Origin of the sequence: Streptomyces sp. T39 (assembly GCF_008042045.1) — a bacterium.
Lineage (GTDB): Bacteria > Actinomycetota > Actinomycetes > Streptomycetales > Streptomycetaceae > Streptomyces.
In genome coordinates this window covers 1,440,519-1,457,177 of record NZ_RDBP01000012.1, presented here as the reverse complement: position 1 = coordinate 1,457,177, position 16,659 = coordinate 1,440,519, and the positions used below count along the sequence as shown (strand labels likewise).

Sequence of the window (16,659 nt, the reverse complement as noted above, 5' to 3'; positions counted from 1 at the left end):
ATGAACACCACCCGGACGGCCCACGGCCCGTGCGCCCCGGATCGCCCAGTCCGGGATGCGGAGCGGCCGGACACACGCTAGGAACCGGGGAGAAGACCTGCCCGACCGGGACGGAAGGGCAGGTCAGGGCCTCGTCGGAGGCGGTGGAACGGACCGCGTCGGCCGCCGGACGCGAGGTCCCCGACCTTGCGGGGAGGGAGCCGCAGGACGCGGCTTCCCTCATCCCCTGAGCGCCACCCCGGCCCCGGCCCGGCCGGAGTCGGCGGATGCGGCGTCCGGTGCCGAGTCCCGCTCCCAGCGGGCGCCGGTGCGGAGATAGGCGTAGATCACCGACGCCATCGCCAGGACGAGCAGAGGCCCGGCGATCCACGGGTGCCGGGCCATCTCCACCGGCAGATAGCGGTACGACAGCAGCAGCGCGGTGAAGACGGCGGTGCCGTAGGCCACCAGCCGCAGACCCGACCGGTCCCAGCCCCGGTCGTATGTGCGCAGAGCCGCCTCGATGGTGAGCGTGAACACCACGCCGGCGATGAGGTCCACGCCGTAGTGGTAGCCGAATCCGAGGGTCGCGGCGAGGGTGGCGATCAGCCAGAACGTTCCCGCGTGGCGCAGGAACCCGGGGCTCCTGCGGGTGTGGAGGAAGATCGCGGTGGCCCACGCCGTGTGCAGGCTCGGCATGCAGTTGCGCGGGGTGAACTCGTCGAACGGCATGGGCTGCGGGGTGCCGGGGGGCGGGGCGGTGTCGGGCCACAGGTCGCCCAGCGCCCACTGCGCGCTCGGCATCATGTCCGGCGACCACAGGCTGATCGACGCCCAGTGCTCCGCTCCCGTGCCGTAGGCGAAGAGCGGGCCGACCACCGGGAAGAGCATGTAGAAGGCGGGCCCGAGCAGGCCTATCAGCAGGAACGTGCGCACCAGGTGATGGACCGGGAAGCGGCGTTCGCAGGCCACGTGCCGCAGTTGGTACAGGGCGACGACGACCGCGGCCACCGGCAGCTGGCCGTAGACGAAGTCGAGGATGTTGAAGCCGATCGGGCCGGTGGCGGTGACGATGCGGCCCACCAGCCAGGACGGGTCGCCCAGCGCGTGGTCGGCGGTCGCGACGTACTGGTCGAGCACCATGGGGCGGGTCCTGGAGGTGATCAGCAGCCAGGTGTCGCCGGTCTTGCGTCCGGCCACCAGCAGCAGCGCCAGGCCCGCGCCCTTCAGCAGCAGCAGCCGTTCCGTGCCGGTACGGCGGGTGACGGCGATGACGGCGACGCCCAGGATCACCCACAGCGCGCCGTTGCCGAAGGGGTGGCCGCCGGTCACCTCGATGCCGGCCGCCCAGCGGACCGCCCAGAAGGCCAGGTCGATCCCGATCGCCGCCCCGAGGGCGATGAAGCGCTGCCGCCAGGTGAGCACCACCATCGTCAGCGCCATGCCGGCGTAGAGTATGCCGCCCGATTTGGGCGGGAACATCACCTCCCGGGCCTGGGTGGTGATCGGCCCCGGCAGGCCGTAGCGGCGTGCGGTGAATTCCAGCGCCATGAGGAATCCGAGGACGGCGACAGCCGCTACGGCCCAGAGTCTCGCCCGTGGTTGGTGCCGTATGTGTATCAACGTCGACCGCTCCGCTCGATGGTGACCGGACCGCCCCTCCGGGGAGACGGAAGGAGTGCGGTCCGGTCACCATCGAGCGGAGCGGTCGACGTTGATACACATACGGCACCAACCACGGGCGAGACTCTGGGCCGTAGCGGCTGTCGCCGTCCTCGGATTCCTCATGGCGCTGGAATTCACCGCACGCCGCTACGGCCTGCCGGGGCGGCGCCCATGGGGAGTCCCGTGCTGCCAATCCTTTTGCAGGATCACGGGGGTGACCCGCTACTCTTGAGCACGGCGGTGGCCGGGTGACCGGACCACCTCCTCGTGCACACCCTCACGGGGCCTTAGCTCAGTTGGTAGAGCGCTGTCTTTGCATGGCAGATGTCAGGGGTTCGACTCCCCTAGGCTCCACTCGTGAAGACCCTCCGGACCGCGTTTTCGCAGGTCGGAAGGGTCTTCACGAGTGGAGCCTAGGGGAGTCGAACCCCTGACATCTGCCATGCAAAGACAGCGCTCTACCAACTGAGCTAAGGCCCCGTGAGGGTGTGCACGAGGAGGTGGTCCGGTCACCCGGCCACCGCCGTGCTCAAGAGTAGCGGGTCACCCCCGTGATCCTGCAAAAGGATTGGCAGCACGGGACTCCCCATGGGCCTCCCGGTGGACGACCACGCTCCGTAAGATGCTCCCGAGGTTCGCAGCAGCGAAGCCGCTTGGGGAAGCGATGGGGAGACGCAATGGACGCAGCGCAGCAGGAGACGACCGCAAGAGCCCGGGAACTGCAGCGGAGCTGGTACGGGGAACCGCTCGGCGCACTGTTCCGCCGGCTCATCGACGACCTGGGCCTCAACCAGGCGCGTCTCGCGGGTGTCCTCGGGCTGTCGGCTCCGATGCTCTCCCAGCTGATGAGCGGTCAGCGCGCCAAGATCGGCAATCCGGCCGTGGTCCAGCGGGTCCAGGCGCTCCAGGAACTCGCGAGCCAGGTGGCCGACGGCAGCGTCAGCGCGGTCGAGGCGACGGGCCGGATGGAGGAGATCAAGAAGTCGCAGGGCGGCTCCGTCCTCACCGGCACGAGCCAGTCCGCCGGCACCTCCGGGGCGCCGACCGTGCGCCGTGTCGTCCGCGAGATCCAGTCGCTGCTGCGTTCGGTCGCGGCGGCGGGCGACATCATCGACGCGGCCGACTCCCTCGCCCCCACCCACCCGGAACTGGCAGAGTTCCTCCGGGTGTACGGAGCGGGCCGGACAGCGGACGCCGTCGCCCACTACGAGGCGCACCAGAGCTGAGCGAGGCGTACGCCTCCACGAGGGAACCAGGAGCGGGCGCGGCACCATGGGTGAGGTCTTCGCTGGTCGGTACGAACTGATCGACCCGATCGGACGCGGCGGGGTCGGCGCGGTCTGGCGTGCCTGGGACCACCGGCGGCGCCGCTACGTGGCGGCCAAGGTGCTCCAGCAGAGCGACGCGCACACCCTGCTGCGCTTCGTCCGCGAGCAGGCGCTGCGCATCGACCATCCGCACGTCCTGGCGCCCGCGAGCTGGGCCGCGGACGACGACAAGGTGCTGTTCACGATGGACCTGGTCAGCGGGGGGTCGCTGGCCCATGTGATCGGCGACTACGGCCCGCTGCCCGCCCGGTTCGTGTGCACGCTCCTCGACCAGCTGCTGTCCGGGCTCGCCGCGGTGCACGCGGAGGGCGTCGTGCACCGTGACATCAAGCCGGCCAACATCCTGATGGAGGCGACCGGGACGGGGCGGCCGCATCTGCGCCTCTCCGACTTCGGCATCTCCATGCGCAAGGGCGAACCGCGGCTGACGGAGACCAACTACGTGGTCGGCACTCCGGGTTACTTCGCACCCGAGCAGATGCTCGGCGCGGAGCCGGACTTCACCGCCGACCTGTTCGCGGTCGGTCTGGTCGGCCTCTACCTCCTCGAAGGCCGCAAGCCGGACTCCCAGGCCCTGATCGAGCACTTCGCACGGCACGGCACCCCCGGAGCGCCCCAGGGCATCCCCGAGCCCCTGTGGCAGGTCCTCGCCGGTCTTCTCCAGCCCGACCCCCAGGCCCGCTTCCGTACGGCGACAGGGGCGCGCAAGGCCCTGAGCGCCGCGGTGGAGGCGCTGCCGGACGCAGGGCAGGGCGAGGAGCCGGTCGAGATCTTCGACCAGATCGGCCCGCTGCCCGCAGGATTCGGGCCCGCGGGCCCCCAGCGCGACCAGCAGACCGGGGCCGCCCCCGAGCAACCCGCGGCACAACCACCGGCGGCCTCGCGGACGGGCAGCTTCCATCTGGCGCCGCCCCCGCAGCAGACGGCCCCGCAGCAGCCCTCGCCCCAGCGGACGGTCCCGCCCGCTCCCGTCCTTCCCGAGCCCGCTCCCGTTCCCGCGCACGCGCCCTCGGACCCGACGGCTCCGGTGCGGTACGAGCAGCCGCAGACCCGCGCCTACACGGCGCAGCAGCAGCACGCCCCGGTCGCGCCCGCCCCCGCTCCGGCGGTGCGCACACGACCGGGACCGCCCCCGAAGGTGGCGGTCCCGGTGCTGATCGTCGCGCTGCTCTGCTTCGCCGTGGGCATCTGGGCCCTGACCCAGGCCTGACCCGGGGCCGGCCGGCGCCGGGCGCCCTCGCCGCCGGGTCTACTGCCCCGGCGGCGGACCGTACTGTCCGTACCCGTAGCCCTGCCCCGGGCCGCCCTGCGGCGGCGGGTAGCCGTATCCGGCCGGATGACCGGGCACCGGGGCCTGGCCGGGCGCAGGGTGCGCCTGTGCCGGGAGCTGCACCGGGTCCCCCTGGCGGTCGGCCGCGCGGCGGCGGGCGAGCAGCGTCCAGAGCCCGAGCGCGAGCACGAGCAGCGTGCCGGTGCCGATCCCGGCCGCGGCCACGACGCGCATGGTGGCGCTCGTGGACTCCTCGGCGGCGTTCCTGCCGCTGTCCGCCGCCTCCTGGTCGTCGTCGGTGACCTGGAAGTCGCCGGCCGGACCGTCGTAGCCCGGTCCGGACCGGGCGTCGCCCTCGACGTTCACCCGCAGGGTCAGCGGCAGGGGCTCGTCCCCGAACTCGTCCGCGATCTCGGGGCTGAGGGTGACCGAGAGGTAGTACCAGCCGGCGAACCTCACGGCGCTCACGGTGCTGTCGGAGTCGAAGCGGTTCTCGTAGGCGACGGGCGGCAGCGGGTCGAGGGCGAGCGACTTCTGCTTGCCGTCGTAGTAGACGCCGGACTCCTCGTCCACCAGGCCCCGCGCCGGGTTGTGCAGCGCGAGGGCCAGCGCGCTGCTGACGCTCCCGGGATCGGCCGCCGTGCTGCTGCCGAGGTCGGCGCTGACGAAGACCTGCTGACCCCAGTCCACGGGCACCCGGTAGAAGAGGGTCCTGCCCGGCCGGATCTCGTCCTGCCACTCGCCCTGTGCGAGGCCGGTCGCGTCGTGGAAGCCGTTCCCGCCCGCCCGCACGACGGGTCCGCCCGCCGGGGCGGCGGGGGAGGCGGACGGCCAGTTCTCGGGCGCCGCCGTGGGCGCCTTCCCGCTCAGCTTCGGTTCCGTGACGAAGCGGAGCTCCACCTCCCACGGCTCCGGCGACGAGGTGGCCTCGCCCTTGCGTTCCAGCAGCACGTAGTAGGGGCCCGCCTCCTGGCAGGTGGTGCTCTCCTTGTCGACCCTGCGGCTCGCGTAGTCGGCCACCGGGCGGGCGTAGGCCGCCGAGCCGAAACGGGCCTCGCCCTCGCTGCACGAGGTGCCCGACCGGTTCTCGACGCTCACCGACAGCTCGTCCGCGTAGGAGACCTTGGTCGCGAGCTTCGGGACGGCGACGGCGGAGACGTAGGCGTTCGACGTCGCGTCGAGATCGATGCGGTAGTAGCGCTTCTCGCCGGGCCTGATGCTGTCCTTGTACGTCGAACCGGCCTCCAGCGCGGGCCCGTTCGTGTTCACGGCCGTGCCCGCGACGGCCTTCGCGGCGCTGTCGAACGAGTAGGGGCTGGGCTCGCCCGCCGCCCGGGCCGGCGCGGGCAGCGCGGCCGCCGCACAGACCGCCACGACACCGGCCAGCGCCAGCCGTGTCCTGCCGCGCTGCCTCTTCACGCGCTTCTCCTCGTGCTCGATGAGTCCGTCCAGGCGTCCGTCGCGCGGCCATGGGGCCCCGTGGCCGCCGCCCTGCGCCGCAGGAGCACCGCCAGGACGGTCGCGGCCAGAACGGCGCCGCCGCCCACCGCGGCCGCCTGCGCGGCGCCGGACCATCCTGCCCCGGCGCCGGGGGCGCTGTCTCGGCCCGCGGCCGAATCACCCCTGTTGTCCCCCGCCCCGGCTCCCCCGCCGGCCCGCACGGGTGCGTCGTGCTGCGGTCCGGCCAGTTCGTCGCCGAGGACGGCCACCCGCAGCACGACGGCGATCCGCGCGTTCCGGGCGATCTCGGCGGCCTTCGCGCCGAGGGTCACGGCGATGTAGAAGTCGCCGGCCGTGTGCACGGGCACCACGTTCGGGTGGTGTTCGTGGCGGTTGGTCCACGCGACGGGGACCGTGCCCATCTCCAGCACGGCCGGGCGGCCGTCGTAGGCGGTCGTACGGCTGAACCCCGCCGCGCCCGGACCGACCGGCACGCGGGCCGGGGTGTACACCTGGGTCGCCCCGTACGAACGCGCCGCCGATCCGCCGTCGACGGGCGGCTCGTTGCCGAACTCCACGTCGTAGCGCAGCTGCTGGCCCCATCCGACCGGGACCTTGTACCAGAGCGTCTGCGACGGCAGCAGCGCGTCCCGCCACACCCCGTCCGCGATCTCCTCGGCGTCGTTGAAGCCGGTGCCGCCCGCGATCTCCGTCGGATCGCCCGCCGGAAGCACGGCGTCCGCGCTGCTGCCGTACCCGGGCCGCGACTGAGCGGGCGTCACCCCCTCGGCGAGCGGCTCCTGTGCCTCGTAGGCGAGCTCCAGGGGCCAGCGGGCGGAATCCGTGTCCGCCCCGCTCTCGCGCTCCACGACCAGCCGGTAGCCGCCCGCCCGGTCGCAGCGCCCGCCGCCCCGAGGGGTGGGGACACGTGTCACGGCGGAGGTCAGCGGGGCCGCGCCCTCGTCCTGCCCGACGTACTCGGTCCGCGACCCGCACGAACCCTCCGTGCCGTACGCGATCCGGGTGCGCAGCCCGTCACGGGGGCCGACCGCGGTGCCCGGCCGGGGCACCGCGGTCGCCGCGAAGGTCACGGTGGAGCGGGCGTCGAGGTCGACGGCGTAGTGACGCCGCTCGCCGGGGCCGATGGTGTCCAGGTACCGGCCCGGCACGAGCAGCGGTGCGCCGGCGGGGCCGGGCGTGCCGGCGGCCGGTGCGCCGCGGAAGCGGTAGCCGTCGGCCGACAGCCCGGCGGAGCGCTGGAGCTGGCGTGCGAGCGCGTCCGCGTCGGGGGCGTCGTGGTAGCGCCCGTGGCCGGCCCTGGCCACGCACTCCAGTTCCTCGCGGGCAGCGCCGCCCACCTGGAAGCCCACGGTGTCGACGCGCAGGCTCGCGTCGGCCCCGGCAAGCCTGGCGGCGACCTCGCACGCCCGGGGGCCTCCGCAGGTGTCCTCGCCGTCGGAGACCAGCAGGATCGTGCGGGTGGCGACGGTCCTGCCGGGCGTCGCCGGGAGATCGCGCGCCGCCTCGGTGAGCGCGAGCCCGACCGGGCTGTCCCCGCCGGGCCGCACCCCGCGGACGGCGTCCTTCAGGCCCGCCCGGTCGAGTGGCCGCACGGGCAGCACCGCACGGGTGTCCGTGCAGCCGGAGGGGCGGTCGGCGCCGTAGACCCGCAGTCCGGTCGGATGGCCGTCGGGCAGGGCGTCGACGACGGTGCCGACGGCCTGGCGGGCCGACTCCATCCGCGTGCGTCCGGTGCCGTCGTCCTCGGCCATGGAGCCGGACGAGTCCAGCACCATCACCAGACCGCTGCCCGCGCTCGTCTGCGGTGCCCTGGAAGCCCGCCCGGCGGCCTCCGAGGCCGCGGCGGGCAGCGGTGCCGCGGCCAGCACGAGCAGCGCCGCACCGATCGCGGCCACCGCTTCGCGGCGGCGCCGTCCTGCTCTCACCGTGTTCCCCCTCCACAGCCGGACTTTGCTCTCGCAAGCTAGTCATTTGCGGAGGTGAACTCAAGGGGGTTGCGTCACGGTCCGGCAACAGCGCGTGCCGCGAAGGGGCCCGGGACGGCACGAAGCCCCGGCCGCTGAGCGGCCGGGGCTTCGTCTCCAGGACTGTGCGTCTCAGACACCCGAACCTGCGGGCACGGAGTCGGTCGCCTCCGTCCACAGATCCTGCTCGGCGCGATCCGCCTGGATCTGGCGGTACACGAGGAGCCCGCCGATGGCGGCCAGTGCGACCAGGAGAAGCTTCTTCACCGCGCGACCTCGTCTTTCCTTGACGTATGAGGACTTCTGGCGCCCGACTATACACACCGACCGATACCGATCGGTGACCTGCGTGCACCGGTCGGCCGCGCCGCCGAAGCCTCAACTCGGGTGCCCGGCAAACGAGATCGGCCCGGGCGGAGAGTCTCCGTCCGGGCCGATCGTCACTGTGGGGCTAACAGGATTTGAACCTGTGGCCTCATCCTTATCAGGGATGCGCTCTAACCAACTGAGCTATAGCCCCTCCGCGCTGCGCGCTGACCTCTGAAGATTAGCGCACCCACCGTGCAGCGCCAAAATCGGAATCCGAGGACCCCCGTGGAGCGCTACTCGTCCTCGGCGAGGGTGAGCTCCACACCGCCCACGAAACCGGCGGAGAGGTTGTAGATGAAGGCTCCGAGCGTGGCCAGGGCCGTGGCCAGGACCACATCGATCACCGCGACGACCGAGGTGAAGACCAGCACCCGCGGCAGCGACAGGAACGACTGGAGGTCGAAGCCGTTGCTGTCCCCGGAGCCGGTGGCGTCACTGATCTGGCCGCCCACGGTGGAGAAGACGCCCATCGCGTCCATGACCATCCACAGGACCGCGGCCGCGACCACGGTGCAGATGCCCAGGGCGATGGAGAGCAGGAAGCTGACCTTCATCACCGACCACGGGTCGGCCTTGGCCACCCGCAGCCGCGCCTTGCGCGTACGCGGCGTCGTGCTGGCGCCCGTACGCGGCCGGCGCACGGCGGCGCCCCCGCCCTGACGGCCGGCCTGCTGCCTGCCGTCCTGGGCGCCGCCGGGCGAGGGATACGCCTGCGGCGGGTGGTACGGCTGGCCGGCCTGCTGCGGAGCAGGCTGCTCGCCGCCGAACATCTGGTACTGGGGCTGCCCGCCCCTGGTGTCGGTCACCGTAGTCCCCCTGTCGTCAGCGGTGGGGTGCCCACCCTGGGAGTCCGCGGCAGGGCCACGGGCACCGTTCGCTCCGGAAGCGGCCGCTCCGGCGCCCGTGGCTCCACTCACGCTCTACTCCTCGTGCTCCCCTGCCGAGGACGGGGTGCCCTCGGCGGCCGCCTCGGCCGTCTCACCGTCGACCGGTTCGGTCCCGTCGACCTCTTCGGCCTCGCGGCCCGCCTCGGCGTTGCGTGCGATGCCGACGACGGCATCACGCTTGCCCAGATTGATCAGTTGGACGCCCATGGTGTCACGGCCCGTCTCCCTGACTTCGTTGACTCGCGTACGAATCACACCGCCGCCCAGCGTGATGGCGAGGATCTCGTCCGTCTCCTCGACCACCAGCGCACCGACGAGCGATCCGCGGTCCTCCACGATCTTCGCAGCCTTGATGCCGAGGCCGCCACGACCCTGGACCCGGTACTCGTCGACCGGTGTCCGCTTCGCGTACCCGCCGTCGGTGGCGGTGAAGACGAACGTACCGGGCCGGACGACATTCATCGAGAGCAGTTCGTCGTCCGCGCGGAAACTCATGCCCTTGACGCCCGACGTCGCACGGCCCATCGGACGCAGCGCCTCGTCCGTCGCCGTGAAGCGGATGGACTGCGCCTTCTTGCTGATGAGCAGCAGGTCGTCCTCCGCCGAGACCAGCTCGGCACCGATCAGCTCGTCGTCCGCACCGGACCCGGTCTCGCGGAGGTTGATCGCGATGACACCGCCGGAGCGCGGGGAGTCGTAGTCCTTCAGCGACGTCTTCTTGACCAGACCGGCCTTGGTGGCGAGCACCAGGTACGGGGCGGCCTCGTAGTCGCGGATCGCGAGGATCTGGGCGATCTGCTCGTCGGGCTGGAAGGCCAGCAGGTTGGCCACGTGCTGGCCGCGGGCGTCCCGGCCGGCGTCCGGCAGCTCGTACGCCTTGGCCCGGTAGACCCGGCCCTTGTTCGTGAAGAACAGCAGCCAGTGGTGGGTGGTGGAGACGAAGAAGTGGTCGACGATGTCGTCTTCCTTCAGCTTCGTGCCGCGCACGCCCTTGCCGCCGCGCTTCTGGGACCGGTAGTCGTCGGTCTTGGTGCGCTTCACGTAGCCGCCGCGCGAGATGGTGACGACGATGTCCTCCTCGGCGATCAGGTCCTCCATGGACATGTCGCCGTCGAAGGGCACCAGCTTGGAACGGCGGTCGTCGCCGAACTTGTCGACCAGCGCCGTGAGTTCGTCGCTGATGATGCCGCGCTGCCGCTCCGGGGAGGCCAGGATCGCGTTGTACTCGTTGATCTTCGCCTGGAGCTCGTCGTGCTCCTGGATGATCTTCTGGCGCTCCAGGGCGGCGAGGCGGCGCAGCTGCATCTCGAGGATGGCGTTGGCCTGGATCTCGTCGATCTGGAGGAGGTCCATCAGGCCGCCGCGGGCGACCTCGACGGTGTCGCTGCGCCGGATCAGCGCGATGACCTCGTCGATGGCGTCCAGGGCCTTGAGCAGGCCGCGCAGGATGTGCGCCCGCTCCTCGGCCTTGCGCAGCCGGAAACGGGTGCGCCGGACGATGACCTCGACCTGGTGCGTCACCCAGTGGCGGATGAACGCGTCCAGCGAGAGCGTGCGCGGCACGCCGTCGACCAGGGCCAGCATGTTGGCGCCGAAGTTGGTCTGAAGGTCGGTGTGCTTGTACAGGTTGTTCAGCACGACCTTGGCGACCGCGTCCCGCTTGAGCACGATGACCAGGCGCTGACCGGTGCGCGAGGAGGTCTCGTCGCGGACGTCGGCGATGCCGCCGATCTTCGCGTCCTTCACCAGGTCGGCGATCTTCTGCGCGAGGTTGTCCGGGTTGACCTGGTACGGAAGCTCCGTGACGACCAGGCACTGCCGGTTCTGGATCTCCTCGACCTCGACGACGGCGCGCATCGTGATGGAGCCGCGTCCGGTGCGGTACGCCTCCTCGATGCCCTTGCGGCCCACGACCAGGGCGCCCGTCGGGAAGTCGGGCCCCTTGATCCGCTCGATCAGCGCGTCGAGCAGCTCCTCGTGGGTGGCCTCCGGGTGGTCCAGCGCCCACTGGGCACCGGCCGCGACCTCGCGCAGGTTGTGCGGCGGGATGTTGGTGGCCATGCCGACCGCGATACCGGCGCTGCCGTTGACCAGCAGGTTCGGGAAGCGGGCCGGCAGGACCGTCGGCTCCTGGTTGCGGCCGTCGTAGTTGTCCTGGAAGTCGACGGTCTCCTCGTCGATGTCCCGGAGCATCTCCATGGACAGCGGCGCCATCTTGCACTCGGTGTAGCGCATGGCGGCGGCCGGGTCGTTGCCCGGTGAGCCGAAGTTTCCGTTGGAGTCGACCAGCGGCATCCGCATCGACCATGGCTGGGCCAGACGCACCAGGGCGTCGTAGATCGAGGAGTCGCCGTGCGGGTGGTACGTGCCCATGACGTCGCCGACGACGCGGGCGCACTTGTAGAAGCCCTTCTCGGGGCGGTAGCCGCCGTCGTACATGGCGTACAGCACCCGGCGGTGGACGGGCTTGAGTCCGTCCCGGACGTCGGGCAGCGCGCGGGACACGATGACGGACATCGCGTAGTCGAGGTACGAGCGCTGCATCTCGGTCTCGAGACCGACCGGCTCGATCCGCATCTGCGGACCCTCGTCCTCGGTGGTCACAGGGGTGTTCTCGTCGGCCATTGCTGGTCTTCGGTCCTTTCGTGCGGTCAGCTGAGACCGACTCAGATGTCGAGGAAGCGGACGTCCTTGGCATTGCGCTGGATGAACGAGCGCCGCGCTTCGACGTCCTCACCCATCAGCACCGAGAACAGGTCGTCGGCCTGGGCCGCGTCGTCCAGCGTGACCTGACCGAGCACCCGGTGCTCCTGGTCCATGGTGGTCACCCGCAGTTCCTCGGCGTTCATCTCGCCGAGGCCCTTGAAGCGCTGGATCGAGTCCTCCTTGATGCGCTTGCCGGCCTGCTTGCCCATTTCGACCAGGGCGTCGCGCTCACGGTCCGAGTACGCGTACTCGAAGTCGTCACGGCCCCACTTGATCTTGTACAGCGGCGGGCGGGACAGGAACACGTGCCCGGCCTCGACCAGCGGCCGCATGAAGCGGAACAGGAAGGTCAGCAGCAGGGTGTTGATGTGCTGGCCGTCGACGTCGGCGTCCGCCATCAGGATGATCTTGTGATAGCGGAGCTTCTCGATGTCGAAGTCCTCGTGGACCCCAGTGCCGAAGGCCGAGATCAGCGCCTGGACCTCGGTGTTCTGCAGGATCTTGTCGATGCGCGCCTTCTCGACGTTCAGGATCTTGCCGCGGATCGGCAGGATGGCCTGGTACATCGGGTTGCGGCCGGACTTGGCCGAGCCGCCGGCGGAGTCACCCTCGACGATGAAGATCTCGCACTTGGTGGGGTCGTTGGACTGGCAGTCGCTCAGCTTGCCGGGGAGCGACGCCGACTCCAGCAGGCCCTTGCGGCGGGTCAGATCGCGTGCCTTGCGGGCCGCGACCCGGGCGGTGGCCGCCTGGATCGACTTGCGGACGATGTCCGCGGCCTCGTTCGGGTTGCGGTCGAACCAGTCGGTCAGGTGCTCGTGCACGACCTTCTGCACGAAGGTCTTCGCCTCGGTGTTGCCCAGCTTGGTCTTCGTCTGGCCCTCGAACTGGGGCTCGCCCAGCTTGACCGAGATGATCGCCGTCAGACCCTCGCGGATGTCCTCGCCCGAGAGGTTGTCGTCCTTCTCGCGCAACAGCTTCCGGTCCCGGGCGTAACGGTTGACCAGACCCGTCAGCGCGGAGCGGAAGCCCTCCTCGTGGGTACCGCCCTCGTGCGTGTGGATGGTGTTCGCGAAGGAGTACACGCCCTCGGTGTACTGCGAGTTCCACTGCATCGCGATCTCGACCGAGAGCATCCGCTCCTTGTCCTCGGCCTCCACGTCGATCACGGTCGGGTGGATCAGCTCGCCCTTGCGGGAGTTGAGGTACTTCACGAAGTCGACGATGCCGCCCTCGTAGTGGTACTTCACCGTCCGCGCCGGCTGCTCGTCGGCCGCCTCGGCGTCCGGGTCGTCGGCGTTCATCGTCGCCTTGGCCGACTCGCGCTCGTCGGTCAGCGTCAGGGTGAGGCCCTTGTTGAGGAAGGCCATCTCCTGGAAGCGCCGGGCGAGCGTCTCGAAGGAGTAGTCGGTGGTCTCGAAGACGTCCGGGTCCGCCCAGAAGGTGACGGTCGTGCCGGAGTCCTCGACCTCCTCGTGCCGGGCGAGGGGGGCGGTGGGGACACCGAGCTTGTAGTCCTGCGTCCAGCGGTAGCCGTCACGCTTGATCTCCACGGAGACCTTGGTGGACAGCGCGTTGACCACGGAGACGCCGACACCGTGCAGACCGCCGGACACGGCGTAGCCGCCGCCGCCGAACTTGCCGCCCGCGTGCAGGACGGTGAGGACGACCTCGACGGCCGGCTTCTTCTCCACCGGGTGCATGTCGACCGGGATACCGCGGCCGTTGTCGACGCAGCGCACGCCGCCGTCGGCGAGGATCGTGACGTCGATCGTGTCCGCGTGCCCGGCGAGGGCCTCGTCGACGGAGTTGTCGACGACCTCCTGCACCAAGTGATGCAGGCCACGCTCACCGGTCGACCCGATGTACATGCCGGGGCGCTTGCGGACCGCGTCCAGGCCCTCGAGGACCGTGATCGCGCTGGCGTCGTACGAGGCGCCGGCCTCGCCGCTCCCACCGGCAGTGTTGGACGGGATGTTCTCGTTGGGGTTGCCGGAATCGGCCACGAAGCGCCCTTTCTGGCACAGCACAGGCCGTTCTCCGGGGTAGCGGGACCGGCTGCGTCGTTCGGCTGCTAATCGACGTGTCCCGCCAGGACGCGGGATTGTCCACCAGTCTACCGGTACCGGCGACACGAATGGGGGTTTGCCGGTAGCTGAGTCCGCATGTGCCGCCCTCAACCGCCTCCGTCCGACTCCCCATATCCGGGAAGGGGCTCCAGGAGGCTCACAGCGGCTTTGAGCGCTTCGGCCTGTCAACCCTCCGCTACCCAGAGGGACGCCCCGTCGGCCCCGGCCGTCCCACCCCGGCGCAGCGGCCCCGGAGCGGGGCCCCGCTCAGCCGTACGTGTCCCCCGGACCGGTGCTTCCCGGCGCCCGCAGCGGGCCGAAACGGCGCTGCGGGCCGCCCGGTCCCAGCACCTTGATCGCACGGACCGTCCCGTGCCCGAGGTCCTCGTTGAGCCGGGCGACCAGACGGGGCGCCAGCAGCCGCAGCTGCGTCGCCCAGGCCGTCGAGTCGCACTGCACCGTCAGCAGCCGTTGGTCGGGGTCCTCGTCGTACCGCAGGGGCACGCAGTGCCTGGCCAGGTCGTCCCCGACGATCTGCGGCCAGCGGCCCATCACGCCGCCGACGGCGGCCGGTGTCTCCCAGCCCCGCTCGGTGATCAGGCGGTTGATCGCCGCGCCCAGCGGCAGCGGGTCGCGCCCGTCCGCGCGCGCGCCGGAACGCAGTCCGCCGCCGCGCCTGGCCTGCTTCTTCTGCTGCGCCGCCGCCCCGCGCGCCCGGGCCTGCTCCTTGGCGGCCCGCAGCGCGACCCGGGCCAGGTCCACCCCGGACGCCTCCGGGACGGCCCGCTTCTCGTCCTCGCTCATACGCGCGTCACCTCTCCGTCCGCCACGGCGTACCGCGCACCCTCGAGCACACCGGGCACGTCGTCGTCGACCGCGGCCGTCACCAGGACCTGCTCGCCGGGGGCCACCAGTTCCGCCAGCCGTTCCCGCCGGCGGGCGTCCAGCTCGGCGAAGACGTCGTCGAGCACGAGCACCGGCTCGTTGCCCTCGGCGCGCAGCAGGTCGTAGGAGGCGAGGCGGAGCGCCAGCGCGCAGGACCAGGACTCCCCGTGGCTCGCGTACCCCTTGGCGGGCAGGCGGCCCAGCGACAGCAGCAGGTCGTCACGGTGCGGGCCCACCAGTGTCACGCCCCGCTCGATCTCCTGCTTCCGGACGTCGGCCAGGGCGGCCGTCAACTGCCCGTAGAACTCCTCGCGGCTGTGCGCATCGCCCGTCGCACCGGCGGAGGAACGGTACTCCAGGACGACCGGGCCGCCGCCGGGGGCGAGGGCCTCGTACGCCTTGTCGGCGAGGGGCTGAAGGGTGGTGACGAGGTCCAGCCGCTGCGCGAGCACCTCCGCCCCGGTACGGGCCAGGTGCTGGTCCCAGACGTCCAGGGTCGACATGTCCATCGACCGGCCGCCGTGCCGCCGGGCCATGGCGGCCGACTTCAGCAGGGTGTTGCGCTGCTTGAGCACCCGGTCGTAGTCGGAGCGGACGCCCGCCATGCGCGGCGAGCGAGCGGTGACCAGTTCGTCGAGGAACCGCCGGCGCTCGCCCGGGTCGCCCTTGACCAGGGCCAGGTCCTCCGGAGCGAACAGCACCGTCCGCACGATGCCGAGCACGTCACGGGGCCTGACCTGGGACGACCTGTTGATACGGGCCCGGTTCGCCTTGCCCGGGTTGAGTTCGAGCTCGATCAGCTGGGAGCGGTCGCCTTGGGCGACCGCGGCCCTGATGACCGCGCGGTCGGCGCCCATGCGCACCAGCGGGGCGTCCGAGGAGACCCGGTGGCTGGCGAGGGAGGCCAGGTAGCCGACGGCCTCGACGAGGTTGGTCTTGCCCTGCCCGTTCGCCCCCACGAAGGCGGTGACGCCCGGATCGAGAGGGACCTCGACCCGGGCGTACGAGCGGAAGTCGGCCAGCGACAGATGCGTGACGTGCATGGTGTGGCGCCGACCTTCCCCCGGCGGCTGTGCACCGCCGTGCACAACCTGTGGACTACTTCTTGCTCTCCACCGCGTGGCCGCCGAACTGGTTGCGCAGCGCGGCGATCATCTTCATCTGCGGGGAGTCGTCCTGACGCGAGGCGAACCGCGCGAACAGCGAGGCGGTGATGGCCGGCAGCGGCACGGCGTTGTCGATGGCCGCCTCCACCGTCCAGCGGCCCTCTCCGGAGTCCTGGGCGAAGCCGCGGAGCCCGTCCAGGTGCTCGTCCTCGTCCAGCGCGTTCACCGCGAGGTCGAGCAGCCACGAGCGGATGACCGTGCCCTCCTGCCAGGAGCGGAAGACCTCGCGCACGTCGGTGACGGAGTCGACCTTCTCCAGCAGCTCCCAGCCCTCGGCGTAGGCCTGCATCATCGCGTACTCGATGCCGTTGTGGACCATCTTGGCGAAGTGGCCGGCGCCGACCTTGCCCGCGTGGACCGCGCCGAACTCGCCCTCGGGCTTGAGGGCGTCGAAGACCGGCTGCACCTTCGCCACGTGCTCGGCGTCGCCGCCGTACATCAGGGCGTAGCCGTTCTCCAGGCCCCAGACACCGCCGGAGACACCGCAGTCGACGAAGCCGATGCCCTTGATGCCCAGCTCGACGGCGTGCTTCTCGTCGTCCGTCCAGCGGGAGTTGCCGCCGTCGACGACGACGTCGCCGGGGGAGAGCAGCTCGGCCAGTTCGTCGATCGTGGACTGGGTCGCGGCACCCGCCGGGACCATGACCCAGACGACGCGCGGGCCCTTGAGCTTGCCCACGAGCTCCTCGAGACTGTGGACATCCGCGACATCCGGGTTGCGGTCGTAGCCGATGACGGTGTGACCTGCGCGGCGGATGCGCTCGCGCATGTTGCCGCCCATCTTGCCGAGGCCGACGAGACCGAGCTCCATCTGAGATTCCTCAATCGTTGTGTGCCGATTCCTACCCGCGTCCGAGCCTACGCCCGGACGCGGTTGCACACCTGTGGGGTCAGGCGCTCAGAAGCCGCT

13 protein-coding genes and 3 tRNA genes are annotated in these 16,659 nt (G+C 71.3%); 4 read left to right on the top strand and 12 right to left on the bottom strand.

Annotated features, from left to right (window positions below):
• Positions 1-219 precede the first annotated feature (219 nt).
• Complete coding sequence (locus EAO77_RS07525; RefSeq protein ID WP_147987268.1) at positions 220-1,530, bottom strand: phosphatase PAP2 family protein; 1,311 nt, start codon at positions 1,528-1,530, stop codon at positions 220-222.
• Positions 1,531-1,657: 127 nt separating this feature from the next.
• On the opposite strand from EAO77_RS07525, the gene EAO77_RS39430 reads away from it, so the two are divergent.
• Together EAO77_RS39430 and EAO77_RS07515 are read left to right on the top strand one after the other, a co-directional pair.
• Complete coding sequence (locus EAO77_RS39430; RefSeq protein ID WP_261993832.1) at positions 1,658-1,876, top strand: DUF5933 domain-containing protein; 219 nt, start codon at positions 1,658-1,660, stop codon at positions 1,874-1,876.
• A 49-nt stretch (positions 1,877-1,925) separates the two neighbouring features.
• Positions 1,926-1,998 (top strand) — tRNA-Ala (locus EAO77_RS07515).
• A 53-nt stretch (positions 1,999-2,051) separates the two neighbouring features.
• Here EAO77_RS07515 and EAO77_RS07510 read toward each other — a convergent pair.
• Positions 2,052-2,124: transfer RNA gene (locus tag EAO77_RS07510), tRNA-Ala, on the bottom strand.
• Between the two features lie 197 nt (positions 2,125-2,321).
• Between EAO77_RS07510 and EAO77_RS07505 the strand changes: the two genes are divergently transcribed.
• Both EAO77_RS07505 and EAO77_RS07500 read left to right on the top strand, forming a co-directional pair.
• The gene (locus EAO77_RS07505) at positions 2,322-2,870 is read left to right on the top strand and encodes a helix-turn-helix domain-containing protein (protein ID WP_147987266.1); all 549 of its coding nucleotides are present in this window, start codon (positions 2,322-2,324) and stop codon (positions 2,868-2,870) included.
• A 46-nt stretch (positions 2,871-2,916) separates the two neighbouring features.
• Positions 2,917-4,182: a serine/threonine-protein kinase gene (locus EAO77_RS07500; RefSeq protein WP_147987265.1), complete on the top strand. Its 1,266-nt coding sequence runs from the start codon at positions 2,917-2,919 to the stop codon at positions 4,180-4,182.
• A 39-nt stretch (positions 4,183-4,221) separates the two neighbouring features.
• Here the strand turns inward: EAO77_RS07500 and EAO77_RS07495 are convergent, their stop codons facing one another.
• From EAO77_RS07495 to gnd, 10 genes are all read right to left on the bottom strand, one after another.
• Positions 4,222-5,661: a hypothetical protein gene (locus tag EAO77_RS07495; RefSeq protein WP_147987264.1), complete on the bottom strand. Its 1,440-nt coding sequence runs from the start codon at positions 5,659-5,661 to the stop codon at positions 4,222-4,224.
• Positions 5,658-7,628 (bottom strand): vWA domain-containing protein, encoded by a 1,971-nt coding sequence (locus EAO77_RS07490; RefSeq protein WP_261993831.1) that lies wholly within the window; start codon positions 7,626-7,628, stop codon positions 5,658-5,660. Before EAO77_RS07490 ends, EAO77_RS07495 begins: the two co-directional genes overlap by 4 nt.
• Positions 7,629-7,799: 171 nt before the next feature.
• Positions 7,800-7,934, bottom strand: a complete 135-nt coding sequence (locus EAO77_RS39425) for a DLW-39 family protein (protein WP_003958712.1) — start codon at positions 7,932-7,934, stop codon at positions 7,800-7,802.
• 179 nt (positions 7,935-8,113) lie between these two features.
• Positions 8,114-8,187, bottom strand: a tRNA-Ile gene (locus tag EAO77_RS07480).
• 82 nt (positions 8,188-8,269) lie between these two features.
• Positions 8,270-8,842: a DUF3566 domain-containing protein gene (locus EAO77_RS07475; RefSeq protein WP_147987263.1), complete on the bottom strand. Its 573-nt coding sequence runs from the start codon at positions 8,840-8,842 to the stop codon at positions 8,270-8,272.
• 114 nt (positions 8,843-8,956) lie between these two features.
• A complete protein-coding gene (gene gyrA, locus EAO77_RS07470; protein ID WP_147987262.1) occupies positions 8,957-11,548 on the bottom strand; it encodes a DNA gyrase subunit A in 2,592 nt (863 codons plus the stop codon).
• A 41-nt stretch (positions 11,549-11,589) separates the two neighbouring features.
• Positions 11,590-13,659 carry a DNA topoisomerase (ATP-hydrolyzing) subunit B gene (gene gyrB, locus EAO77_RS07465; RefSeq protein WP_147987261.1) on the bottom strand — a complete coding sequence of 690 codons (2,070 nt, stop codon included), beginning with the start codon at positions 13,657-13,659 and terminating at the stop codon, positions 11,590-11,592.
• A gap of 306 nt (positions 13,660-13,965) precedes the next feature.
• A complete protein-coding gene (locus tag EAO77_RS07460) occupies positions 13,966-14,502 on the bottom strand; it encodes a DUF721 domain-containing protein (protein ID WP_147987260.1) in 537 nt (178 codons plus the stop codon).
• A complete protein-coding gene (gene recF / locus EAO77_RS07455) occupies positions 14,499-15,626 on the bottom strand; it encodes a DNA replication/repair protein RecF (protein WP_147987259.1) in 1,128 nt (375 codons plus the stop codon). The genes EAO77_RS07460 and recF overlap by 4 nt, the downstream gene beginning before the upstream one ends.
• A 55-nt stretch (positions 15,627-15,681) precedes the next feature.
• A complete protein-coding gene (gnd, locus tag EAO77_RS07450; RefSeq protein ID WP_147987258.1) occupies positions 15,682-16,629 on the bottom strand; it encodes a phosphogluconate dehydrogenase (NAD(+)-dependent, decarboxylating) in 948 nt (315 codons plus the stop codon).
• Positions 16,630-16,659: the final 30 nt, after the last annotated feature.

Coding starts and splice junctions, on each gene's coding strand:
- recF (WP_147987259.1), bottom strand. CDS start 15,626: ATGCACGTCACGCATCTGTCGCTGGCCGACTTCCGCTCGTACGCCCGG.
- EAO77_RS07460 (WP_147987260.1), bottom strand. CDS start 14,502: ATGAGCGAGGACGAGAAGCGGGCCGTCCCGGAGGCGTCCGGGGTGGAC.
- EAO77_RS07500 (WP_147987265.1), top strand. CDS start 2,917: ATGGGTGAGGTCTTCGCTGGTCGGTACGAACTGATCGACCCGATCGGA.
- EAO77_RS07505 (WP_147987266.1), top strand. CDS start 2,322: ATGGACGCAGCGCAGCAGGAGACGACCGCAAGAGCCCGGGAACTGCAG.
- gyrA (WP_147987262.1), bottom strand. CDS start 11,548: ATGGCCGACGAGAACACCCCTGTGACCACCGAGGACGAGGGTCCGCAG.
- EAO77_RS07525 (WP_147987268.1), bottom strand. CDS start 1,530: ATGGCGCTGGAATTCACCGCACGCCGCTACGGCCTGCCGGGGCCGATC.